Here is a 20,307-nt window from a genome sequence, read left to right as displayed (position 1 = left end):
GCCCCTCCCATCAAAATAATCGTAACGAGCAAGTTATGTTGTTTATTATATCACACCGTATAGTCGAAAACAACCATATTGGAACGGGTAAAATCGTGAAAAGCGCCAATATTTTATTTTTGTTTGGAAATAACTGTATACGATTGTACTATTTGCCCATACTATCTGCATAAATTGATGTTAACGGAGTTGATCATAATGGAGTTTATTCAATCTATCAGAGCGAAACTATACAAATTGGTCGGTAAAGATCAGGAAACTACCCCGCCATTGCTGGAGGAAATCAGGGATACCAAACTGCAATTGTTGGCTGCCCAAAACCATTTTGACTGCTTGGTAAATCTGGATTTAATTGATGCCTGTATTTTTCAGATTGAGTCATTAGAAGTAAAATATAACTATTTGGTCAAACAAGCCAAAGCACAAGGCCTCCGTTATAATGAGTATGTGGACGTAAAAGAGGAGGTTAAACAAAATGGTTGTTTGGATCGTACTCAGCCTGTTGGCAATCATTATGGTATTTTACTACAAACACAGGAAAAAACCTGTTAGGTCGTTTTTATTGGGAAGTATCTCTGGCATTGCCGCGCTATTTGTGGTAAATGGGGTTACCTCAGGAGTATTGGCAATTAATTATGCTACATTGGCAATCTCAGCGATATTAGGGATTCCGGGCGTGGCTACGGTGGCAATCTTTAACCAGATCTTTTAAACAATTTGACACTATCCTTTATTTCAGGTATACTGTTAAATGCGAGCAGACTGTGTGGCAGCGCTGTACAATTACGGTGAGGAAAGTCCGAGCATCACAGAGCAGGGTACCTGCTAACGGCAGGCGGAGGCGACTCTAGGGAAAGTGCAACAGAAAGATACCGCCGGAGCAATCCGGTAAGGATGGAAAGGCGAGGTAAGAGCTCACCGGAGCAGGGGGAACCCTGCTGCCATGTAAACCCTATCCGATGCAACATCGACTGGGAGGCTATCGTTGGCTCGACGCTCCCGACGGATGGCTGGAGTGCTATAGCAATATAGTACCAAGATAGATTGTCACAAAAACAGAACTCGGCTTATAGGTCTGGTCGCGTTTTCTAGAACCCCAAACCATGATATGGTGAAAAAAGAGGTATCCAGTTGGATACCTCTTTTTATATGTATTCTTTAAGGGGAGTATGTTGCTCCAATAGCTTCTGCCAATAGAATACATTGTTGTAAATCCACCTTTGTGTTTTGAAAATCAATCGAGAGCAATGAATTTTGATCAAGCCCAAGATGAGATGTCCTGATATCTGAATGACGAAAGCTTAGATTATGAGTAATGATATCTGTAAAATTACATTCTGATAGGATACACCGGATAAAACTCGTCCCTGTAAAATCTGAGCCAGTAAAATTAACCCTTTCTATCATTTGTTTATCAAACTCTAAAAAACGCATTTCAGTGTACGACCAATCTCCATCTGTAATAGATACTAAACTACAATCCGTATCCATTAAGCTGGACCCAATCATTTTACATCCATCAAAATTAACTGCAAAAAGGTTTGCAAAACGAAACCTGCAATTCAAAAAGATGCAATTTTTGAAATGGACACTACTCAATATTGCGGATGAAAAATTGCAATTATCAAATTCACAATGGTAACAAATAGAAACATCGGAAAAATCAGCTCCTATAAAACGACAATGAGTAAACTTTTTTCGACTTAATTCCATTTCTTCTATGACTTGATTGGAAAAATCCATATTTGTATAATGCTCTTCTGAAAACATGACTACCTCCTATTTTTTTGCAGATACCAGCAGCATCATTGGCCGCCTCATTTCCTCTTTCATGCCAGGCTGATCCATTCTATTTTCTGGTGCCTGTGGTTCTACAACCCGTTGGATTTGGAAGCCATGATCCCATAATGTATTCAGATATGTGGTGAGTGTGCGGTGGTATTTGGTTACTTTTTCCCCTAAAAAAACGGCTTCCCGTTTTCCCTCATAATAATAGTTATTAACTGGAAAATGGAGAATTTTTCCGCTTTTGTCATAGTACCAATCCTGTGTTCCATACGCAGTAAAGGTTGGATGTTCTACCGAAAAAACAAATACTCCTCCATTAGTTAAACTGCGGAAAACACTATTTACAATACCATCAAAATCTTCGATATAGTGGAATGCTAACGAGCTAATCACGACATCATATTCATTGGCTGGGAACTCAAAATCTTCCATTGCACAATTTTGATAGTGTACTTGTGGAAATTTATTTTTCTGTTTGGCTACTGCTAGCATTTTTTTCGATAGATCAATTCCAAGTACGAATTCCGCCCCATGTTGTGCAGCGTAAAGGCAATGCCAGCCGTATCCACATCCTAAATCCAAAACCCGTTTACCCTGAAAATCAGGCAGTAATTTTTGCAGTTCGCTCCATTCCCCAGCACCTTCTAAACCATAGATAGAGCGATTCATCTGACTATATTTTTGAAAAAAATTATTATCATCCTATTTGTTTTCTTTCATGATGTATCTCCTTTTTCGTAAAAATAGCCCTGTAGTTTCATACGTTACAGGGTTATTTTAATATAGTAATTGTTATATTTTTATGAAATGTTCTCCTTATTTCACTGTAAAGAATGGTGTCAGTTAGAACTAAGGATCACTATCATATTAATAAACAATCCGTATTAGAAAGATAAAAGGTTATAATTTATATCAATCACCATCGCGATTTATCAGTACATTTTTTATATAAAAAAATAAAATGAATCTACCAGATATCGTTTCTGTTCTTTTGTGGTGCAAAATTTATTCGTTTCCATACACCTCAAAACGGGAAAGTAAATTGATAACAGTTAATTTATTGGCAAACAATTGCTTGTAAGTAACTGTTTTGGTTTTGCCACTATCCGAAAGCTGTTTCATATCCCGTTCAATTTTTTGTTTTTCTTCGCAGAGTGCTTCATACATATCTTCCAGACGGCCTAATTTATTTACTGCCTGGATTGGGTCAGCAACAATATAGCCTGTTTCTGTTTTTTCTGTCAAACGTTCCATAAATCCTCCTATTTTGGAATGCAGTAAAAATTAGTCTCCCAGGCAGGTATGTAAGGATGATGCCTGAGGTAGATTTTATAATCTGGACAGAGATCCATAATCTGCAATGGTAACGCGAACAAATCCTCATTGCGGTGGTAAGCGCACACATATAGTTTTGGCCGGTATTGCTGAATAGTTTTTTTAGCTCCTTCCAATGCTTTGGACTCCGTTCCCTCAATATCCATTTTTAAAATAGATACCGGCTGCTGAATTAAGTGATCAACAGAATCTGCTGGAATTTCTACCCCTTTATTGGATAAACGAGAATTACGTCCAGCTTTTTTGCTAAAATACAGGGTATCTGTTTGGTTCCATGCCGCCATATTATAACGGGTAATCCGTTCTAAATGAGCGGTGTTCTTTTCCAGCTTTTTAAAATTTTTTGCATCGGGTTCTAGCGCATAAATATGCTGATAATCCGATACAAATTGTAGGAACTCCGCAATGGTATCCCCATCATAGGCGCCTAAATCTACAAAAATTTCTTGGTCATTTGGTTTTAATAGATTGGTGTAGACCTCTGGTTTCTCCGAACGACATTGATAGAGGTATTCTATTTTTCCACTAACCTTAAAATTCAGGATATCCAAATAGGTCTTTTTAGAGGTTTCGTCCGCCAACAAATCGTATACTTGATCGAATTCCGCTTCGTGTTCTGCTATGTATTCCCGTGTAAACAACCCATCCCCAGCTACTGGTACATCCGGTGCGACAATGGGATGCTCTTGATTCATCTGGAATAAACGTTTCAAAGTGGGGTCATCGTGGATAGCAAATGCCATTACAGTGTGAAACTCTGGATACTGACGGCAGATATCGCTGTATTTTTGTACTAGATATCCCTGAAAAGAATGACCACGTACAAATTCATCGCTGGCGAACATAGCTTCCACTTGGATACCATATTGCTCGAACACCTTGAATATTTTTAAAGCACCATCCCCCATGCCGTACATCACAACAGGAAGATTCGTTTGCTGTAAACAATCCCATACATTTTGTTCTTTTATTTTTTCTAACATAAAACCTCCACAACTATAAATGAAGCCTTTTTTTCAATTCCAGTTTTGTTTTTCTGTCCGCAAATACAAACGCACCAATGAGTACAATCAGGGAAAAAGCAGCGGATGACAAGCAAATCCATTTGATATCTACCCAATTAAGTAAGAAAAATATCAATGGTATCATTCCGTATAGGCAGGAAGCCAAAATATAGATAATAAAATCTTTTAAATCAAAATGGCGAATAATCATCATAATAATCATGGCGATATTTCCAACAATACAGATGGTAGGGATAGCAATGGACAATGACCACCGATGAAATCCAAGCAGCAAATCGACCAATAGAACGAAAACAGAAGAAACCAGCATTTGAATCCAGATATTCATACCGCTGTTATACCCTTTTTTGATGGAAATCATGGTAGCAGCCCAACAATAGATAATTCCTCCTACTACCAATAAAGACCAATAAGGAGAAGTGGGGAATTGCCAGTTTACCACTAGGCAGATTACTGAAGCAACAATTGAAAGAAAAATTAAAATCCGCAAAACAAGGTTGTATTTCCGAAAAAATGTAATTGTTTTTGGATAGCTCTGTACACAACCAGTATCATCTCCAGAGAGTAAAGAAGCACAAAGCGGGCAATAATCCAGGTTTTCCGCTATATTGATGTTACATTGTTTACACTGTTTCATCACGTTTCACCTCATTTGTTGTAATGGTAACCTCTACCCCTTGTTTGGATAAATAACGGAAAATATGCCGGGGGATATCTACCGGTTCCATTGCGGCGGAATAGGTAAAATTGAGGGTATCCCCATAAGAACAAACTCCAAATTTCACTGGCTGAAACGGAGAAGGGCTCATAATTAGATTAAAATTTTTAATGTATGGCTGCAGATATTCTGGCATAGAAACTTTACCCATATTGGATAGGGCTGTAGAATATGCAATTTCCCCTTGTTTGTAGGCGATTTTTAAACCAATATCTTTTAGCGCCAAGGGAAGGCAGCGCACAATAGGATTTTTTTCTGTTGCCACCGTAAAATTAATCCGTTGGGATAATTTATCCGAACTCAGTTGTCCTTTTACTTGTTGGTTTACTTGCTCCAGTACCTGTTCAAAAGTTGGCTGCTGCTGATCAAAGGTATAACCGGTTTCAATGCAAGCAAAAAAGTTACGGGAGGTGACAGAAGGAAAGTGATTGCGTAGGTTAACCGGAATATTTACCTTTACCGGGCGTTTTCTTTTCCTTGCCGGCATATTTTCATAAATGCTATAAATCACAACTGCTGTTAAGTAAGTAGTTAAGGTAGCCTGATGGGATTTTGCTAATTGTAATACCTGTTTTACTGGCATATGCCCTGTTATGATTTTTATTTCCCCTGGCATTAGTTTGCTTCCCGTAATACGGTAGGCTTTTTTCTCAAAAGGGGCGTCTTTTTTGCTTTTTTGGTAATATTTATGGAAAGCGTCTTCCGAACGGGAGCTGGGAGTTGCCAGACAGTTGTCTGGAATCGTACTTTCGGTTAATTCCCGCTCATGGGCAATCTGTAGATAATGGTAAACCAACATCCGCAAAAATTGCATTGCTCCGGTTCCGTCCGCTAATACATGGAATAAATCCAGGTTAATTTTATTTTTGTAATAACTTACTTCAAATAAGTATCCTCTTTGAGAAATCCCTTTAAAATAGGAGCAGGGAGGATGGATATCCCGATGAATTTTAAATGGATTTGGATTGTATTCTAAAAAATTCCAGAAGAGGCCACGGCGCAGCCTGACCCGGAAAGAAGGAAATACAGCTAAAGTTTTTTCCGCTGCTACCTGTAGAATAGCACGGTCAACTGGTTCGGTTAACTCACAGACCATACGGAATACATTGCTGTTTTCTGTATTGCTAATCGAGGGGAACAGTTTGGCTGCATTGTCCAGACGGTACCATCCGTGTTCTTTTTCTTGTTTACGTTGTTTCATAAAAAATCTCCCAAATAAAAAGCTTTTATTAAGTATATAACGTAAAAATAAATAATATTTATAGATGCTGTGCTAACCGTAATTTTAAACGTTATTTTTTCAATAAGAATAAGATATTTTCCTATTTTTATTGTAACCTTCTAGAAAGGAAGTTGCAAGCAAATTTCGTCTGATTTGATGAAAAATTTATGCTTATTTTTGAAAGAATCGTAAAATTTAAAATTAGCATCAGCATAATTACGTATTTTTCTTTGTATTTGGCTTTTCATTTTCACAAAATTGTGATAAAATTAAAACAATCACCATGATAGCATATGAAAAAATATGGTATATTGATATTGTTTTAGAAAGGTTGTTCAATATGAGTTATAAATTTTCCGAAAAAATGGATCATTTAAAGCCATCGGTGATCCGTGAAATTTTAAAATATTCCTCTGATCCAGCTGTTATTCCATTCTCTGCTGGAAACCCAGCTCCAGAAGCATTTCCAGTGGAAAAGGTTCAGGCAATTTCTGCGAATATCCTAGCAAAGGAACCAATTGCGGCATTGCAGTACAGCATTACCGAAGGTTATCCAAAATTAATTGAAGCGGTAACCAACGACTTGAAAAACAGGCTGCATATTGGAGCTGATACCGACCGTGTTATCATTACATCCGGCGCACAGCAAGGGATTGACCTAACTGTAAAATCCTTTTGCAGCAAAGGTGATGTTATCATCTGTGAAAGCCCAAGCTTTGTTGGTTCTCTAAATGCGTTTAAAGCAAGCGAAGCTACTTTGGTTGGCGTTCCAATGGATGAAGATGGTATGAATATGGAACAATTGGAAGATGCGTTGAAAGCGAACCCAACTGCTAAATTAATCTACACCATTCCAAATTTTCAGAATCCGTCTGGTATCACCATGAGTATGGAAAAACGCCGTAAAATGTACCAGCTGGCAAAGCAGTATGGGGTGTGTATTATTGAGGATAACCCATATGGCGATCTGCGCTTTGCAGGAGAAGATGTTCCAGCTATCAAAACATTAGATGAAGATGGTATCGTGATTTATTGTGGTAGCTTTTCTAAAGTGTTGTCCCCAGGATTGCGCGTTGGTTTTGTTTGCGCAAATGCGGATATTATCCAAAAAATTACCGTGTTAAAACAGACAAATGATGTACATACCAATATTCTGGCACAAATGGTAGCGTACCACTTTATGACCGAGTGTGATTTTGTTGGTCATTTGGAAAACCTCCGTAAAATTTATAAACACAAAGCGGAATTAATGCTTTCTGAAATGGATAAACACTTTAGTAAAAATGTTACCTGGACGATTCCACAGGGAGGATTGTTCTTATGGTGTACCCTGCCAGAAGATCAAGATATGTTGGCGTTCTGCCAGGATGCAGTGAAAAATCATAAGGTTGCGGTGGTACCAGGCAATGCATTTATGACTAGTGATGATGTTCCAACTACCTCATTCCGTATGAACTACTCTACACCTACTGACGAACAAATTATTGCCGGTGTAAAAATCCTTGGGGATTTGATGAAATAAGAAAATTAGGAGGAATTTAGTCCAATGGAAAATACAACTCCAAAACCAGAACGAAAAAAAGTAATGCTTAGTGGTATCCAGCCAACCGGTGTGTTTACCTTGGGCAACTATATTGGAGCTGTCCGTAACTGGGGAAATTTACAGGAAGAATACAACTGTATTTATTTTATTGCGGATTTGCATGCCATTACTGTACGACAGGACCCTGCTAAACTGAAAAAGCAGACAATGGAATGCTTTGCTTTATTGTTGGCTTGTGGAATTGACCCAGAAAAAAGCTTAACTTTTATCCAAAGCCATGTGCCAGCCCATGCAGAATTAGGCTGGGTACTCTCCTGCCATACCCAGTTTGGAGAGCTCTCTCGTATGACTCAATTTAAAGATAAAAGTGCCAAACATGCGGATAATGTAAACGCAGGGTTGTTTACCTATCCAGATCTGATGGCCGCAGATATTTTGCTATATAAGCCTGATTTTGTCCCGGTAGGGGCTGACCAGAAGCAGCATCTAGAGTTAACCAGGGATGTGGCAAACCGTTTTAATAATTTATATGGCAATACTTTTGTAGTGCCAGAACCATATATTCCAAAGGCTGGGGCAAAAATTATGTCTTTGGCGGACCCCACCAAAAAGATGTCAAAATCTGACGAAAATGTCAATGGATTTATCTCAATTTTGGATGACCCAGGTGTTATTGTGAAAAAATTTAAACGTGCTGTGACCGATTCGGAGATGGAAATCGCTTACCGGGAAGGTAAAGACGGCATTAATAACCTGATGACCATTTACTCTGTTATTACTGGTAAAAACTATGAGCAAATTGAACAAGAATTTGCCGGAAAAGGCTATGGAGATTTTAAAACAGCAGTCGGGGAAGTGGTTGCGGAAGAACTACGCCCAGTAAGGGAAAACTTTGAACGCTACTCCAAAGATAAAGCATATTTGCAGGAAATGTACCGCAAAGGAGCAGAACAAGCAGAGCGTTTTGCCCGCAGAACTTTGGAAAAAGTTTATAAAAAAGTTGGTTTCTTACCTCGATAATTCCGTAGGAGGAAAACAGAATGGAATCGTTTCAGCTTTGTTTACCTACCAAAGTCATTTTTGGAAAAGAGGAGTATCAAAACATAGGAGAATATCTAAAGCCTTATGCAACAAAAATATTGTTGCATTATGGTGGAGGAAGCATTAAAAGCAGCGGATTATATGACAAAGTGGTATCCAGCTTGAACCGGGCTGGTATCGAATTTGTGGAACTGGGCGGTGTCCAACCAAACCCCAGGGTAGAACTGACCCGTCAAGGAATTGAATTGGCAAGGAAGGAAAATGTCCAGCTTATTTTGGCAGTTGGAGGAGGTTCTGTCATTGATTCTTCGAAAGGGATTGCGATTGGCGTCCCTTATGAAGGGGATGTGTGGGATCTATATGACAAAGAAAATCCAGCCAAACCACAAAAAGCATTGCCAGTAGCTACTATTTTGACGATCCCAGCAGCAGGAAGTGAAACCAGTGCCAGTACTGTGCTGAGCAATATGGAAACTGGAAGGAAATATGGATGTAGTAGCGAACTTGTCCGCCCTGTTTTAAGTATTTTAAGCCCTGATTTGTGCTTAACCCTGCCAAAGAACCAGGCGGCAAATGGTATCTGTGATATGATGGCGCACATTATGGAACGGTATTTTTCCCCTTCTACCCATGTAGATGTTACCGACCGGATGTGTGAGGGCGTTCTGCGTTCCATTATGAACAATGGAAAAAAACTACTGGAAGATTATCAGAATTACGATTTATGGGCTGAGATTATGTGGGCAGGCAGTATTGCGCACAACGGTATTTTAGGCGTTGGGCGTAAGGAAAGCTGGGTGTCCCACGGATTGGAACATGAATTAAGTGCAATTTATGATATTCCACATGGTCAAGGGCTTGCGATTGTATTTCCTGCATGGATTAAAACCGTTTGGAAAGAAAATCCAACCAGGTTTGTCCAGTTTGCTATCCGAGTCATGGATGTTGATCTGGAATATTATGACCAGGAGGCGATTATTTTGGAAGGTGTCCGCCGTCTGGAAGACTTTTTCACCTCCATAGGATTGCCAACCCGCCTTCACCAAATTGGGATTGACAATAACGATTTTGAAAAGATGTCCAAAGCAGTGGAACGGATTAAAAAAACATCCTTTGAATTGGCAATGGAAGTTTATCAAACCGCATTATAAAAGAAACACCGCAATGATACCATCATTGCGGTGTTTTTGTATCCACAATTTTTTACTATTTGCATAATACGAAACCATTATTTGATGATTAAAATTTAAAATTTTGCCAATAAAAAGTTGTGGTAGTTCCATTATCAAATCAATGACAAAATTAGGTTTTATCACTGTTTATACTATAAATTTATATTAATTAAGTATAAAAAGGGCAGTCAGTAATAACTGACTGCCCTTTAATAATAAAAATTTTAAATATCTAAAACCAGATTCTTTCTATTATTGCTGTGGGTTTGTGGTAGTGGAATCCGATTTCTTTGTTACTGGTGTTTCCTCTGCAGTTTTAGGTGCTTCTTCTTTTGGAACATCAGGTAAAGCGAAAATCTCGGATTCGCTCTGTTTGGTATCACATACAATGATAACATGACCATTGATAACAGCACCATTTTGTGCACTAAAGTTTTTCGCAGAGATATTACCATGTACCAATGCGTTGTTCTGCAAAGTAACAGAACCATTCGCAGAAATCTGCCCTTTTACTTTACCATCAATGGTACAATCATTACCACTGATATTACCGATAATAACAGCTTTTCCATCAAAGGTAACGTTGCCGGAAGCTGTGATGTTTCCTTTGATAATACCGCCATTAATATGAATATCACGTCCAGTAATATCGCCATATGCCTGGCCGCTAATAGTCACATTGCCTTCACCGGAAATATCGCCGTATACTTGGCCACCTACTGTGATGTTCCCCTCACAGTTTAGATGTCCCCGGACAATACCATTAATTTTTACATCGGATTTTGATTTAATCGGACCTTCTACAACGGTATCCCGGTTAATCACGGTTGCTGGGGAAGAAAATGGAGAAGAAAGTGGACTGGCAGGTTTATGATCTACAGTAGTAGTATGCATGTTGTGTTCTGAAGTAGAAGTGTGTGTGTGATGGTCTTTCATCTCTTTCACTTCCTTGATTTTATCTTGAACGTCAAAAGCCTCTTCTGGCTCGTCTTCTATTTCCAGGGTTTCTTTTCCAAATTTGTTTTTAATCCATTTCCATAAAGTTGGAAGTTCTGGAATTGGTGGCTCTGTAGAAGAATCCATCATAGAATCCATGAAATCTTCTTCTGCATTTTCACCAAATTTAAGGTCTTTGTCATCTTTCATTATAGTTGCCTCCTACTTCAAAAGTTATACCAATTCGGATAATTCAGCCCATTCTTCAAAATAACTGGAATGGTTTTGTTTATACTCCTCTAATTTGGAGCAAGCTTCATTCATTGCCAAATAGTTCTCATAAACATCTGGCTTTGTCATCTCTTCCTCAAGCTGGGCGATATCCAGTTCAGTCTGTTCAATTAACCGTTCTAACTCCCGTAAACGGGTACGCATTTTTGCTTCTGCGGCTTTTTGCTGTTTTGTCTTATAGCCATTTGTGGCTTTTTTTATAACAACTGGCTGATCCTGTTCTTGCTGTTGGGCCGCCTGCTGTTCTTTTTGAGTTTGTTCCAGATAATCATCAAATTTCCCTGAATAAACATGGATACCATCTCGACGCATGTCTATAATTTTAGAAGGCACTTTGTTTAATAGATACCTATCATGGGATACCATTAAAATGGTACCGGAAAAAGAAACCAATGCCTGCTCCAACACCTCTTTGGTACGAAGATCCAAATGGTTAGTTGGTTCGTCCATAACCAATACATTAGGACGTTCCATCATAATAATGGCAAGGCTCAATTTTGCCTTTTCCCCGCCACTGATCACTTCTACTTTTTTATAAACATTTTCACCAGTCAGTAACACACCGCCCAAAGCCGAACGGATTTGCTGTTCATTCATATGTGGAAAACGGCTCCATAATTCTTCCAAAACAGTATTGTTTGGATTTAACTGGTCCATTTCCTGCCGGTAATAACTAATCCTTGTATTGGTACCCCAACGAATTTTTCCTTCTGGAATAGGGATAATATGCTGAACCGCTTTTAAAAAACTGGATTTTCCAATTCCATTTTCCCCAATAATCGCGAATTTCTCACCGCGGAACAGATGTAAATTAAGATGTTGCACTAATGTTTTTTGTGTTTCCCCTCGCCCAACCATCAAAGTCAAATCTTGGACATCCAAAATATCTTTAACCGGTTCCTTATCATAAAAGAACTGGATACGGGGAGGTTTTTCCAAACAGGCTGGACGCTCCACAATCTCCATCCGGTCTAAAGCATGCTGACGGCTTTTCGCCATCTTGGAAGTGGAAGCCCTTGCCATATTCCGGTCAATATAATCCTGCATAGAAGCAATCTGCTTTTGCTGGATTTCGTATTCTTTCATCTGGCGCTCCACATACTCCTGCTTTAATACAGTATATCTAGAATAGTTCCCTCGGAATGTAAGAAGCTTATGCTGCTCTACCTCCCAAATGGTCTGAACCGTCTGGTCTAAAAAATAGCGGTCATGGGATACTACCAAAAGTGCGCCTTTGTATTCTCTCAAATAATCTTCCAGCCACATCAGGGTTTTAAAATCCAAGTGGTTGGTTGGTTCGTCCAAAATCAACAAATCCGGCTGTTCCAATAACAATTTTGCCATAGCCAAACGGGTTTTTTCACCGCCGCTTAATGTTTGGATCAAGGTCTCCTTTGGCTTATCACCAAAGCCCATCCCGTTTAAAATAGTGTTGATTTTTACTTCCATTAAATACCCATCCCGTTGCTCAAAATAGGTTTGTTGATGGGCATATTCCTGCGTTAAACGTTGGTATTCCTCTGGATTGGATTTTAAGGATTCATCCGCCAATCTTACTTCTATCTGCTTCATTTGGCTTTGAATTTTTAACAAATCGGAAAATACCGATTTCATCTCTTCCAAAATGGTATTATTGGATTCCAACCCACTGTTTTGCTGCAAAAAACCAATTGTCACTTTTGCAGAACGGGCAATTTCTCCAGCATCAGGAGATTCCAGGTCACAAATCAGCCGAAGCAAAGTTGATTTACCGGCACCGTTGGCGCCAATCAGACCAATCCTGTCATGATCTTCAATTGTGGCGCTAACCTGTTGTAATACTGGATTGCCTAAATAAAATTTATCAATTGATTCAATTGAAACCAGCATGTTCTGTTTCCTTTAACATAAAATAGTTTGGATTACAAATAATACAAACATATCATCATTATAGCATACAGCGTCAAGCTTTTAACCGGAATAATTGTAAATTTTATTTTAATATGCTTATAGATTGACAAATAACATCGATTCGGATTATAATTTTAAAAGAGTATAAAAAGAACCATCCTATCATTGGATGGTGGATAAAATGAGGAGATGAAGTAATGAGCGAATGTACACATGATTGCAGTAGCTGTGGAAAAGACTGTAGCTCCAGAACCCAAGAAAGCCTGTTAAAAAAACCTCATGAAGGCAGCAGCATCCAAAAAGTAATTGGGGTTGTCAGCGGTAAAGGCGGAGTTGGAAAATCCCTGGTAACAGCAATGATGGCTTGCGCTTTTAATAGAAGGGGTTACCACACTGCTGTTTTAGATGCGGATATTACTGGCCCTTCCATTCCAAAATTATTTGGCTTAAACGAAAGAATCCAAGGAACCCAAGATACCCTTTACCCTGTTAAAACCGATACGGGGATCGACGTCGTTTCTGTTAATCTGCTATTAGATGATGAACGTATGCCGGTTGTATGGAGAGGACCTGTCATTGCTGGCACCGTACAACAGTTCTGGCAGAATGTGCTTTGGGAAAATGTAGACTATATGTTTGTGGACATGCCTCCAGGAACTGGTGATGTACCATTGACCGTGTTCCAGTCCATCCCATTGGACGGTATTATCGTTGTCACCTCACCACAAGAATTGGTTTCTATGATTGTTGCCAAAGCAGTAAATATGGCAAATATGATGAATATTCCAATTTTAGGTATCATCGAAAACTACAGCTATTTCCAATGCCCAGATTGTGGTAAGACAATCTCTATTTTTGGGGAAAGCCACATTGATGAAATTGCGAAGGATTTTGACCTAGATGTTTTAGCAAAACTGCCAATCAACCCAGAATTTGCGAAAGCATGTGACAATGGTGCTATTGAAGGATTTGACAGTAGTTATATTGAACCCGCTGTGGATAAACTGGAAGAAAAAACAAAATAATAATGTTACAATTACCTCTTGTTATTCTATTTTCTATAACAGGAGGTATTTTATATATTGTAAAACTTATACTCCATAAATTATAAATACCATTTGATTGAGTAGGGGAAGATAATATGAAACGGATCAGAATTGCTTTACTTTTATTCTGTTGTATGTTCTTTGTGTTTCCATCAATAGCATTTGCTTTTCCAAACAATATCAAAACAAGTACGATTCGTCCTGACAAACAACAAACTATCTGGAATAATACCGATTTACATATCACAACGGAACAGCCGGAAAAACATCCTATCCCTGATTGGTTTGCTGTTTCAGAAAATGGATGGGTAGCAATTAGCAGCTTTGGTGAGCCCAGCTCAATTTCTATTTACAACCCAAACTATGAATTTCAATCTATTATTTATATTGATAGTAATACAGATGTTCAAGTTGATTGGAAGGAAGATAATTTGATTTTAATTTTTGGTATATCTACCGTTATGGCTGAAATCACTCTGCAAGGGGAATTGGTTGATATGAATTATCTACTCACAGACGATGATAACACCCGCCGTTATTACTATGAGTACTTAGGGAACCACACGAAAATATCCAATGGAATAACCTACCGGCTCCAAAATTCCTCAAAAATTTTGGACCGCATGCTATTTGTAGATAAAAATCAATTGGTCAGGGTAAATTTGGACGGAACGGAAACAATAATCTACGATGCAACTGTCGAACAAAAATCTTTCTTTTATGTCAAAGTAGTAATTGCAATAGTCCTGATAGGAGTATGTGCCATGATATTCATCCCTAAATTGGTTCAATTATGTAGAAATTAATCGCGAAATAATGGAAAGTCATTGTTGGATTGGTGTTCTTTTTCTAACATTTAAACTAATCCACAGTAATTATTTTGAAATATAAAAACACCTGGATCTTATTTAAAAAATCCAGGTGTTTTTATATTATTCTGCCATTGGTTGGAAGCTGTACCCTTCCTGTTGAAGTTGGTCAATCATATTGCCTAAAATCTCAGTATTGGTCTTGCTCACTGCATGCAATAGGTAAACCGCTCCATTATGGGCACGGTCTACTGTTTTTTTCAAAGCTTCTGATGGGTCCGGCTGCTTATCCACATTCCAATCTGAATAGGCAAAACTCCAAAACACAGTTTCATATCCTAACTCTTTTGCCACTGCAAGGCTTTGTTCCGAAAATTCCCCTTTTGGAGGACGGAACAGCGTCATGGTATAGGAAAATTCCTGTTTAATATAATCATGGAGTTTTGTAATTTCTTCTTGCTGTTTTTCTACACTAATTTCTGGCATAGATGGGTGGCTATAACTATGGTTCCCCACAATATGCCCTTCGTCAATCATTCGTTGAATCAAATCCGGATTTTTGCTGGCATAATCATAGGTAACAAAAAATACTGCAGGAACCTGTTTTTCCTTTAAAACATCCAGGATTTTGGAGGTATATCCATTTTCATATCCTTCATCAAAGGTAAGGAAAATCTGATTTTCACAATTCTGTTTGACAAAAACAGCATTATATTTTCCGTATTTTTCTTGAAATGTTGTACAGGAAATGGGTATATTTTGTTCGTCAAACTGTACTCCCTGGCCCCAACCTTGTTTTTTCGTATCTAAATTACCGAAAGTAGGGGAAACTGCATTGATAACAGGGGAAGAACTGGTTGACGGCAATGGTACTTTAGAGGATGTTTGGGATGAGCTATCTTTTCCTTTTGTACCACAGCCAGTTAATATGGTACTAGCCAATCCAACTGCTACCAGTTGGATTGCTATTTTTTTATAATTTTTCATCATTTATCCTTTAGAACTTTCATTGGTACTACTATGGTCCATCATACTGCTAACAGCTTCTTTTCCATCACTTACTACTTTGCTTGTCGTGTCTTTTATATCGCTAGCAACATCAGAACCTTTGGATTCCAAATCGGAAACAGTACTGGATAAACTGCTGGACGCAGAAGAATTTTTGGATGAGTTATCTTTGTCCTTATCTCCAGAACATCCGGATAACATTACTAAACATAAGAAAGAAACCATCAATGTTACTAATATTTTTTTCATAAGATCTTCATCTCCATTTAAAAATCCCCCGCAATTGTGGGGTTCATTACTTTGATTTGCTTTACTAGTATGCCAAGGATTTTCCAAAAAACAATTGGAATATTCTGGATTTTTGAATACTCTATGATAAAAATTGCTTAAACAGCCCATACTAAAACTAAAATTAAGAAAAAAGGAGCCGTTTATTATGTCAACGATTAAATCGGTTTTTGGTAGAGAGATTATTGATTCCAGAGGAAATCCAACGGTAGAAGCAACTGTGGTTTTGGAAAATGGAAAAGTGGGAACCGCCAGTGTTCCCTCCGGTGCATCTACTGGTATTTATGAAGCCCATGAACTGCGGGACAATAATCCACAGCGGTATGGCGGAAAAGGTACACTACAGGCTGTGGAAAACATTAATCTACACATTGCAGCAACGTTAAAAGGGAAAAATTGCTTAAACCAAAAAAACATTGATGATGCCATGCGTGAATTAGATGGTACAGAAAACAAAAGCAGTTTAGGGGCAAACGCAATTTTGGCAGTTTCCCTTGCCAACGCAAAAGCAGCCGCTAATTTTTGTGAATTACCATTATACCGTTATTTAGGTGGGGTTCGTGCAATGGAACTCCCTGTACCCATGATGAATATTTTAAACGGTGGAGCTCATGCGGCAAACAATATTGATATTCAGGAATTTATGATTATGCCAGTAGGTGCGGATAGCTTTTCCCGCGGCTTACAAATGTGTGTGGAAATCTTCCACAAACTCGGCTCTATTTTAAAGGAAAAAGGACTTTCCACCTCCGTTGGAGATGAAGGAGGGTATGCCCCAAACCTAGAAGAAGATGAACAGGCAATCCAATTGATTTTACAGGCAACGGAACAATGTGGCTATAAACCAGGGTCAGATATTTGCATTGCTTTGGATGCGGCTTCCAGTGAATGGTATCAAGAAAATTGCTATGTATTGCCCAAAAAGAACCAGGTTCACACAACTGAGTCGTTAATTTCCTATTTTGAAAAATTGTGCCAGCAATATCCAATTGTTTCTATTGAGGACCCATTATCTGAAGTAGACTTTGATGGATTCACCCAAATTACCCGCAGTTTAAAAGGGGTACAGATTGTGGGGGATGACCTGTTTGTTACAAATCCAAAACGGTTGCAGCAAGGGATTTCCCAACAAGCAGGAAATGCAATCCTCATTAAGGTAAATCAAATTGGTACCCTAAGTGAAACATTGGACGCTATCCGTCTGGCACAGGAAAATGGATATCATGCTGTTATTTCCCATCGTAGCGGGGAAACAGAGGATACAACCATCGCGGATTTAGCAGTTGCCACCAACGCAGGCCAGATTAAAACAGGTGCCCCTTCCCGTACCGAACGGGTTGCGAAATACAATAGGCTGTTAAAAATTGAATCCTATCTTGGCTGCAATGCTTACTATCCTGGCTCCCAACTATTTAAAAAATAGTCCTTGTGTGACTTGGTTACAGAATAAATAACAAACATAGAGTATACTGAAACCAGATCAAACAGAAAGGAGTCCTGACAAATGTCAGTATTGCATATTACAAAAGAAAATTTTGAACAAGAGGTATTACAATCCGACCGCCCAGTATTATTGGATTTTTGGGCTGATTGGTGTATGCCATGTAAAATGCTTTCGCCAGTTATTGATGAAATTGCTGCAGAAAATCCACAAGTAAAAGTAGGTAAAATTAATATTGATGAACAAATGGAATTGGCACAATCTTTCCAGGTCATGAGTATCCCAACCCTCATGGTATTCAAAGATGGACAGAAACAATCCACTTCTGTCGGCGTCCAACCAAAAACCGCTATTTTAGAAATGTTAGGATAATACCTATACAATAAAATTTTTGACTTAATCATGGAGAATATCCAAAACAATATATGTAGTTTACCATATGGCGGTTGTTATCGTTCGGCACAAATCCGTTCAACAAAAAATCCAGGCAAATAATTTGCCTGGATTTTTTGTTTGTATACCGAAACCTCTTGTTGGTCTATAATTGGATGCTTTTCTGAGTAGAAGTCCAATAGGATTCTTCAAAAATTGGAGAAATCGAATCAGTTCAATAGTCCTTTTAATTTTTTCTTATCCAATACTTGAATTCCTCCTCGGGAAAGTGCCACAATTCCTTCCCCTTCAAAATATTTTAACATGCGGGAAACAACTTCCCGTGCGCTTCCCATGTACTTTGCAATCTGCTCATGGGTAATTTTTAAAGCATCTGAATGGTTTTTTGCCACCTCATCCAGTAAAAAAATAGCTAGGCGTTTATCAAAACTCATAAATAGAATTTGCTGCATCGTCCACATAACATCCGAAAAACTTGCTGCAATTAACTGATAGGTAAAATTTTCTACATAAATATTTTGTTCCATCAACTGGTGCATTAAATTAGAGGGAAGGATAACAACCTGGCTATCTTCTTCCGCATCAATCGAAACTTCAAAGGTAATCGCATCCAAAATACAAGAAGCGGATAAAACACAGATATCCCCTTGAAAAAGCCGCATCAATGTAATTTCTCTTCCATCTTCCGATAACAGATATGCCCTAATCTGTCCGCTTTTTACTAGTACCATTCCCAAACAACCTTCTGAACTATTATGTAAAACTTCCCCTTTACAAAAAGACTTTTCGATTGCATTTTGTTCCAACAGATGTTGTTCTGTCTTAGTTAGCCGGTTCCAAAAAGAAAGATTTTTTTGTAAAAATTCAATTTTTTCCATCTATTTTCCCTCCCAACTTTTTGGTTGTATTGTACCACTAAATAGAGGAAAAAACAACCTAAAACAACAGTAAAAATAGGCTATCCTTTCAGGATAGCCTATTTTTTACTAGGACAAAGATTCCAATTCCGTTTGGATTTTTTTCACAGTTTCTTGAGAAATATTTGCTTTTCTAGCATACTGCATCAAATCTTTTAGTTTAAAATGTTTTACCATTCCAATCATAGGATGATGCACAAGTTGTGGAGTATACTTCTCAAAAACCGAACGGGATTTTGGATTTTCCAGTAATTGCCCTACTGTCATATCAAAGGTAAATTTCATCTTTCACACTCCTTCCCTTTATCCTATGCAGCCGCAAAAATACCAATTGTAACTTTTTTCTTGCTAATTTTGAACAAATGGCTGCTTAGTTTACTTTTTCCGCATAGCTGTTGTTGATAATTTCCTCAAATGGAACATATTCAGATAGTTCCCCTGCGGAAATCATAACATCTTGCAAACGTTGGAAAGCTTCTTTTTTCATAACAGGGGTAGCATTCCAAGCATCCGCATCAATATAGCTTTGTAAACCTCTTGATAAAGTTTCTACATCTGTATCTGGGAAGAAATCCACAATGGACTCCGCAATTTCTTCTGCGGTATGTTCCTTTACCCATTGCTGCCCTTTTGCCACTGCATTGGTAAATCCTTGAATAATCTCAGGGTTTTCTTCCATATAACTCTGTTTCGCACAGTAAGCGGTATAAGGGATTTCACCGCTCTCTGTACCAATAGAACATACAATATGTCCTTTACCTTCCTGTTCAATCATAGATGCAGTAGGCTCAAATAAAGTAACAAAGTCCGCTGTACCACTGGAGAACGCCCCAGCCATTAAATCAAACTGGATGCTGTCGTCTAAAGTAGTCTCAGTTGCTGGGTCAATTCCATTTTCTTTAATAATATATTCCAATGTCATGTAAGGCACTCCACCTTTTCTACCTGGAATCACTGTTTTTCCTTTAATATCATCCCATGTAAAATCCTGTATATCCTCTTTTGCTACCAAAAAAGAGCCATCCCGTTTGGTCAATTGGGCAAATACTTGTGGATGATCCTCTTTTCCTTCATTATATACATAAATACTTGCCTCTGGGCCTGCCAACCCAATATCCATATCCCCTGACAGAATCGCAGCCATAACTTTATCTGCTCCACCACCATTGCTCAATTCTAGCTCCAAGCCTTCTTCCGCAAAAAATCCTTCCGAAATAGCAACATATTGGGGAGCGTAAAACAACGAATGGGTTACTTCACAAACATTTAATTTTGTCAAACCTTCCTCTTTTTCACTAGAGCATCCTGCCGCTACCAGGCAACACATAATACCAGCCAATAGAACACTAAGTATTTTCTTCCAATAACGCATACTGTCCCTCCTGAAAAAATAAAATGAAACCCCGCTGGGGGAATTTCTTGCCGCATAATAGAATCCTAGATT

Annotated in this window: 21 protein-coding genes, 1 other RNA gene and 1 pseudogene; 10 read left to right on the top strand and 13 right to left on the bottom strand. The window is 38.4% G+C overall.

The window, feature by feature from the left end; all coding sequences use genetic code 11:
- Nucleotides 1–198 precede the first annotated feature (198 nt).
- The 3 genes from BQ2683_RS01410 (at nt 199) to rnpB (ending at nt 1,086) form a co-directional block, all read left to right on the top strand.
- The gene (locus tag BQ2683_RS01410) at nt 199–552 is read left to right on the top strand and encodes a DUF2508 family protein (RefSeq protein ID WP_069986944.1); all 354 of its coding nucleotides are present in this window, start codon (nt 199–201) and stop codon (nt 550–552) included.
- Nucleotides 476–712, top strand: coding sequence for a pro-sigmaK processing inhibitor BofA family protein (locus tag BQ2683_RS12795; RefSeq protein WP_083256321.1), 237 nt, complete (start codon nt 476–478; stop codon nt 710–712). The genes BQ2683_RS01410 and BQ2683_RS12795 overlap by 77 nt, the downstream gene beginning before the upstream one ends.
- A 42-nt stretch (nt 713–754) precedes the next feature.
- An RNA gene (gene rnpB, locus BQ2683_RS01405) (RNase P RNA component class A) lies at nt 755–1,086 on the top strand.
- A gap of 72 nt (nt 1,087–1,158) precedes the next feature.
- Here the strand turns inward: rnpB and BQ2683_RS01400 are convergent.
- From BQ2683_RS01400 to BQ2683_RS01375, 6 genes and pseudogenes are all read right to left on the bottom strand, one after another.
- A complete protein-coding gene (locus BQ2683_RS01400) occupies nt 1,159–1,770 on the bottom strand; it encodes a pentapeptide repeat-containing protein (protein ID WP_069986943.1) in 612 nt (203 codons plus the stop codon).
- A 9-nt stretch (nt 1,771–1,779) separates the two neighbouring features.
- A pseudogene (locus BQ2683_RS01395) lies at nt 1,780–2,508 on the bottom strand (class I SAM-dependent methyltransferase).
- A 285-nt stretch (nt 2,509–2,793) separates the two neighbouring features.
- A complete protein-coding gene (locus BQ2683_RS01390) occupies nt 2,794–3,042 on the bottom strand; it encodes a hypothetical protein (protein WP_069986941.1) in 249 nt (82 codons plus the stop codon).
- A gap of 8 nt (nt 3,043–3,050) precedes the next feature.
- The gene (locus BQ2683_RS01385; protein ID WP_069986940.1) at nt 3,051–4,106 is read right to left on the bottom strand and encodes an FkbM family methyltransferase; all 1,056 of its coding nucleotides are present in this window, start codon (nt 4,104–4,106) and stop codon (nt 3,051–3,053) included.
- A 13-nt stretch (nt 4,107–4,119) separates the two neighbouring features.
- Entirely contained in the window at nt 4,120–4,785 is a 666-nt protein-coding gene (locus tag BQ2683_RS01380) for a DUF6320 domain-containing protein (RefSeq protein WP_069986939.1), read from the bottom strand.
- The gene (locus tag BQ2683_RS01375; protein ID WP_069986938.1) at nt 4,772–6,067 is read right to left on the bottom strand and encodes a hypothetical protein; all 1,296 of its coding nucleotides are present in this window, start codon (nt 6,065–6,067) and stop codon (nt 4,772–4,774) included. Before BQ2683_RS01375 ends, BQ2683_RS01380 begins: the two co-directional genes overlap by 14 nt.
- 361 nt (nt 6,068–6,428) lie before the next feature.
- On the opposite strand from BQ2683_RS01375, the gene BQ2683_RS01370 reads away from it, so the two are divergent.
- From BQ2683_RS01370 to BQ2683_RS01360, 3 genes are read left to right on the top strand one after another with little or no spacing between them, the layout of a single operon-like run.
- Complete coding sequence (locus tag BQ2683_RS01370) at nt 6,429–7,610, top strand: aminotransferase-like domain-containing protein (RefSeq protein ID WP_069986937.1); 1,182 nt, start codon at nt 6,429–6,431, stop codon at nt 7,608–7,610.
- A 24-nt stretch (nt 7,611–7,634) separates the two neighbouring features.
- The gene (trpS, locus tag BQ2683_RS01365; protein WP_069986936.1) at nt 7,635–8,651 is read left to right on the top strand and encodes a tryptophan--tRNA ligase; all 1,017 of its coding nucleotides are present in this window, start codon (nt 7,635–7,637) and stop codon (nt 8,649–8,651) included.
- Nucleotides 8,652–8,671: 20 nt separating this feature from the next.
- Entirely contained in the window at nt 8,672–9,823 is a 1,152-nt protein-coding gene (locus tag BQ2683_RS01360) for an iron-containing alcohol dehydrogenase (protein WP_069986935.1), read from the top strand.
- 273 nt (nt 9,824–10,096) lie between these two features.
- Here the strand turns inward: BQ2683_RS01360 and BQ2683_RS01355 are convergent, their stop codons facing one another.
- Nucleotides 10,097–10,990 (bottom strand): bactofilin family protein, encoded by an 894-nt coding sequence (locus BQ2683_RS01355; RefSeq protein WP_069986934.1) that lies wholly within the window; start codon nt 10,988–10,990, stop codon nt 10,097–10,099.
- Nucleotides 10,991–11,014: 24 nt separating this feature from the next.
- Nucleotides 11,015–12,940: an ABC-F family ATP-binding cassette domain-containing protein gene (locus tag BQ2683_RS01350; protein WP_069986933.1), complete on the bottom strand. Its 1,926-nt coding sequence runs from the start codon at nt 12,938–12,940 to the stop codon at nt 11,015–11,017.
- 218 nt (nt 12,941–13,158) lie between these two features.
- On the opposite strand from BQ2683_RS01350, the gene BQ2683_RS01345 reads away from it, so the two are divergent.
- Together BQ2683_RS01345 and BQ2683_RS01340 are read left to right on the top strand one after the other, a co-directional pair.
- A complete protein-coding gene (locus tag BQ2683_RS01345; RefSeq protein ID WP_069986932.1) occupies nt 13,159–13,986 on the top strand; it encodes an Mrp/NBP35 family ATP-binding protein in 828 nt (275 codons plus the stop codon).
- A gap of 116 nt (nt 13,987–14,102) precedes the next feature.
- A complete protein-coding gene (locus tag BQ2683_RS01340) occupies nt 14,103–14,813 on the top strand; it encodes a hypothetical protein (RefSeq protein WP_069986931.1) in 711 nt (236 codons plus the stop codon).
- A 126-nt stretch (nt 14,814–14,939) separates the two neighbouring features.
- On the opposite strand, the gene BQ2683_RS01335 is transcribed toward BQ2683_RS01340, so the two are convergent.
- Entirely contained in the window at nt 14,940–15,803 is an 864-nt protein-coding gene (locus BQ2683_RS01335) for a delta-lactam-biosynthetic de-N-acetylase (RefSeq protein WP_069986930.1), read from the bottom strand.
- Between the two features lie 3 nt (nt 15,804–15,806).
- Entirely contained in the window at nt 15,807–16,073 is a 267-nt protein-coding gene (locus BQ2683_RS01330; protein ID WP_069986929.1) for a hypothetical protein, read from the bottom strand.
- Between the two features lie 187 nt (nt 16,074–16,260).
- On the opposite strand from BQ2683_RS01330, the gene eno reads away from it, so the two are divergent.
- Together eno and trxA are read left to right on the top strand one after the other, a co-directional pair.
- Nucleotides 16,261–17,535 (top strand): phosphopyruvate hydratase, encoded by a 1,275-nt coding sequence (gene eno, locus BQ2683_RS01325; protein ID WP_069986928.1) that lies wholly within the window; start codon nt 16,261–16,263, stop codon nt 17,533–17,535.
- Between the two features lie 81 nt (nt 17,536–17,616).
- Nucleotides 17,617–17,925 carry a thioredoxin gene (gene trxA, locus BQ2683_RS01320; RefSeq protein WP_069986927.1) on the top strand — a complete coding sequence of 103 codons (309 nt, stop codon included), beginning with the start codon at nt 17,617–17,619 and terminating at the stop codon, nt 17,923–17,925.
- A 230-nt stretch (nt 17,926–18,155) separates the two neighbouring features.
- On the opposite strand, the gene BQ2683_RS01315 is transcribed toward trxA, so the two are convergent.
- The 3 genes from BQ2683_RS01315 to BQ2683_RS01305 all read right to left on the bottom strand — a co-directional run bounded on the left by BQ2683_RS01315 (nt 18,156) and on the right by BQ2683_RS01305 (nt 20,235).
- Nucleotides 18,156–18,824 (bottom strand): Crp/Fnr family transcriptional regulator, encoded by a 669-nt coding sequence (locus BQ2683_RS01315; RefSeq protein WP_069986926.1) that lies wholly within the window; start codon nt 18,822–18,824, stop codon nt 18,156–18,158.
- Between the two features lie 108 nt (nt 18,825–18,932).
- Nucleotides 18,933–19,148, bottom strand: coding sequence for a hypothetical protein (locus BQ2683_RS01310; protein ID WP_069986925.1), 216 nt, complete (start codon nt 19,146–19,148; stop codon nt 18,933–18,935).
- 85 nt (nt 19,149–19,233) lie between these two features.
- Nucleotides 19,234–20,235: an ABC transporter substrate-binding protein gene (locus tag BQ2683_RS01305; protein WP_069986924.1), complete on the bottom strand. Its 1,002-nt coding sequence runs from the start codon at nt 20,233–20,235 to the stop codon at nt 19,234–19,236.
- Between the last annotated feature and the right edge of the window lie 72 nt (nt 20,236–20,307).

It is taken from the genome of Massilioclostridium coli, assembly GCF_900095865.1.
In the GTDB taxonomy this organism is placed as follows: Bacteria; Bacillota; Clostridia; order Oscillospirales; family Ruminococcaceae; genus Massilioclostridium; species Massilioclostridium facile.
This window is presented reverse-complemented; position numbering and strand designations above follow the sequence as displayed.

Coding starts and splice junctions, on each gene's coding strand:
- BQ2683_RS01370 (WP_069986937.1), top strand. CDS start 6,429: ATGAGTTATAAATTTTCCGAAAAAATGGATCATTTAAAGCCATCGGTG.
- BQ2683_RS01350 (WP_069986933.1), bottom strand. CDS start 12,940: ATGCTGGTTTCAATTGAATCAATTGATAAATTTTATTTAGGCAATCCA.
- BQ2683_RS01340 (WP_069986931.1), top strand. CDS start 14,103: ATGAAACGGATCAGAATTGCTTTACTTTTATTCTGTTGTATGTTCTTT.
- BQ2683_RS01310 (WP_069986925.1), bottom strand. CDS start 19,148: ATGAAATTTACCTTTGATATGACAGTAGGGCAATTACTGGAAAATCCA.
- eno (WP_069986928.1), top strand. CDS start 16,261: ATGTCAACGATTAAATCGGTTTTTGGTAGAGAGATTATTGATTCCAGA.
- BQ2683_RS12795 (WP_083256321.1), top strand. CDS start 476: ATGGTTGTTTGGATCGTACTCAGCCTGTTGGCAATCATTATGGTATTT.
- BQ2683_RS01390 (WP_069986941.1), bottom strand. CDS start 3,042: ATGGAACGTTTGACAGAAAAAACAGAAACAGGCTATATTGTTGCTGAC.
- BQ2683_RS01360 (WP_069986935.1), top strand. CDS start 8,672: ATGGAATCGTTTCAGCTTTGTTTACCTACCAAAGTCATTTTTGGAAAA.
- BQ2683_RS01380 (WP_069986939.1), bottom strand. CDS start 4,785: ATGAAACAGTGTAAACAATGTAACATCAATATAGCGGAAAACCTGGAT.
- BQ2683_RS01305 (WP_069986924.1), bottom strand. CDS start 20,235: ATGCGTTATTGGAAGAAAATACTTAGTGTTCTATTGGCTGGTATTATG.
- BQ2683_RS01335 (WP_069986930.1), bottom strand. CDS start 15,803: ATGAAAAATTATAAAAAAATAGCAATCCAACTGGTAGCAGTTGGATTG.
- trpS (WP_069986936.1), top strand. CDS start 7,635: ATGGAAAATACAACTCCAAAACCAGAACGAAAAAAAGTAATGCTTAGT.
- BQ2683_RS01345 (WP_069986932.1), top strand. CDS start 13,159: ATGAGCGAATGTACACATGATTGCAGTAGCTGTGGAAAAGACTGTAGC.
- BQ2683_RS01375 (WP_069986938.1), bottom strand. CDS start 6,067: ATGAAACAACGTAAACAAGAAAAAGAACACGGATGGTACCGTCTGGAC.
- BQ2683_RS01330 (WP_069986929.1), bottom strand. CDS start 16,073: ATGAAAAAAATATTAGTAACATTGATGGTTTCTTTCTTATGTTTAGTA.
- BQ2683_RS01410 (WP_069986944.1), top strand. CDS start 199: ATGGAGTTTATTCAATCTATCAGAGCGAAACTATACAAATTGGTCGGT.
- BQ2683_RS01355 (WP_069986934.1), bottom strand. CDS start 10,990: ATGAAAGATGACAAAGACCTTAAATTTGGTGAAAATGCAGAAGAAGAT.
- BQ2683_RS01315 (WP_069986926.1), bottom strand. CDS start 18,824: ATGGAAAAAATTGAATTTTTACAAAAAAATCTTTCTTTTTGGAACCGG.
- BQ2683_RS01400 (WP_069986943.1), bottom strand. CDS start 1,770: ATGTTTTCAGAAGAGCATTATACAAATATGGATTTTTCCAATCAAGTC.
- BQ2683_RS01385 (WP_069986940.1), bottom strand. CDS start 4,106: ATGTTAGAAAAAATAAAAGAACAAAATGTATGGGATTGTTTACAGCAA.
- trxA (WP_069986927.1), top strand. CDS start 17,617: ATGTCAGTATTGCATATTACAAAAGAAAATTTTGAACAAGAGGTATTA.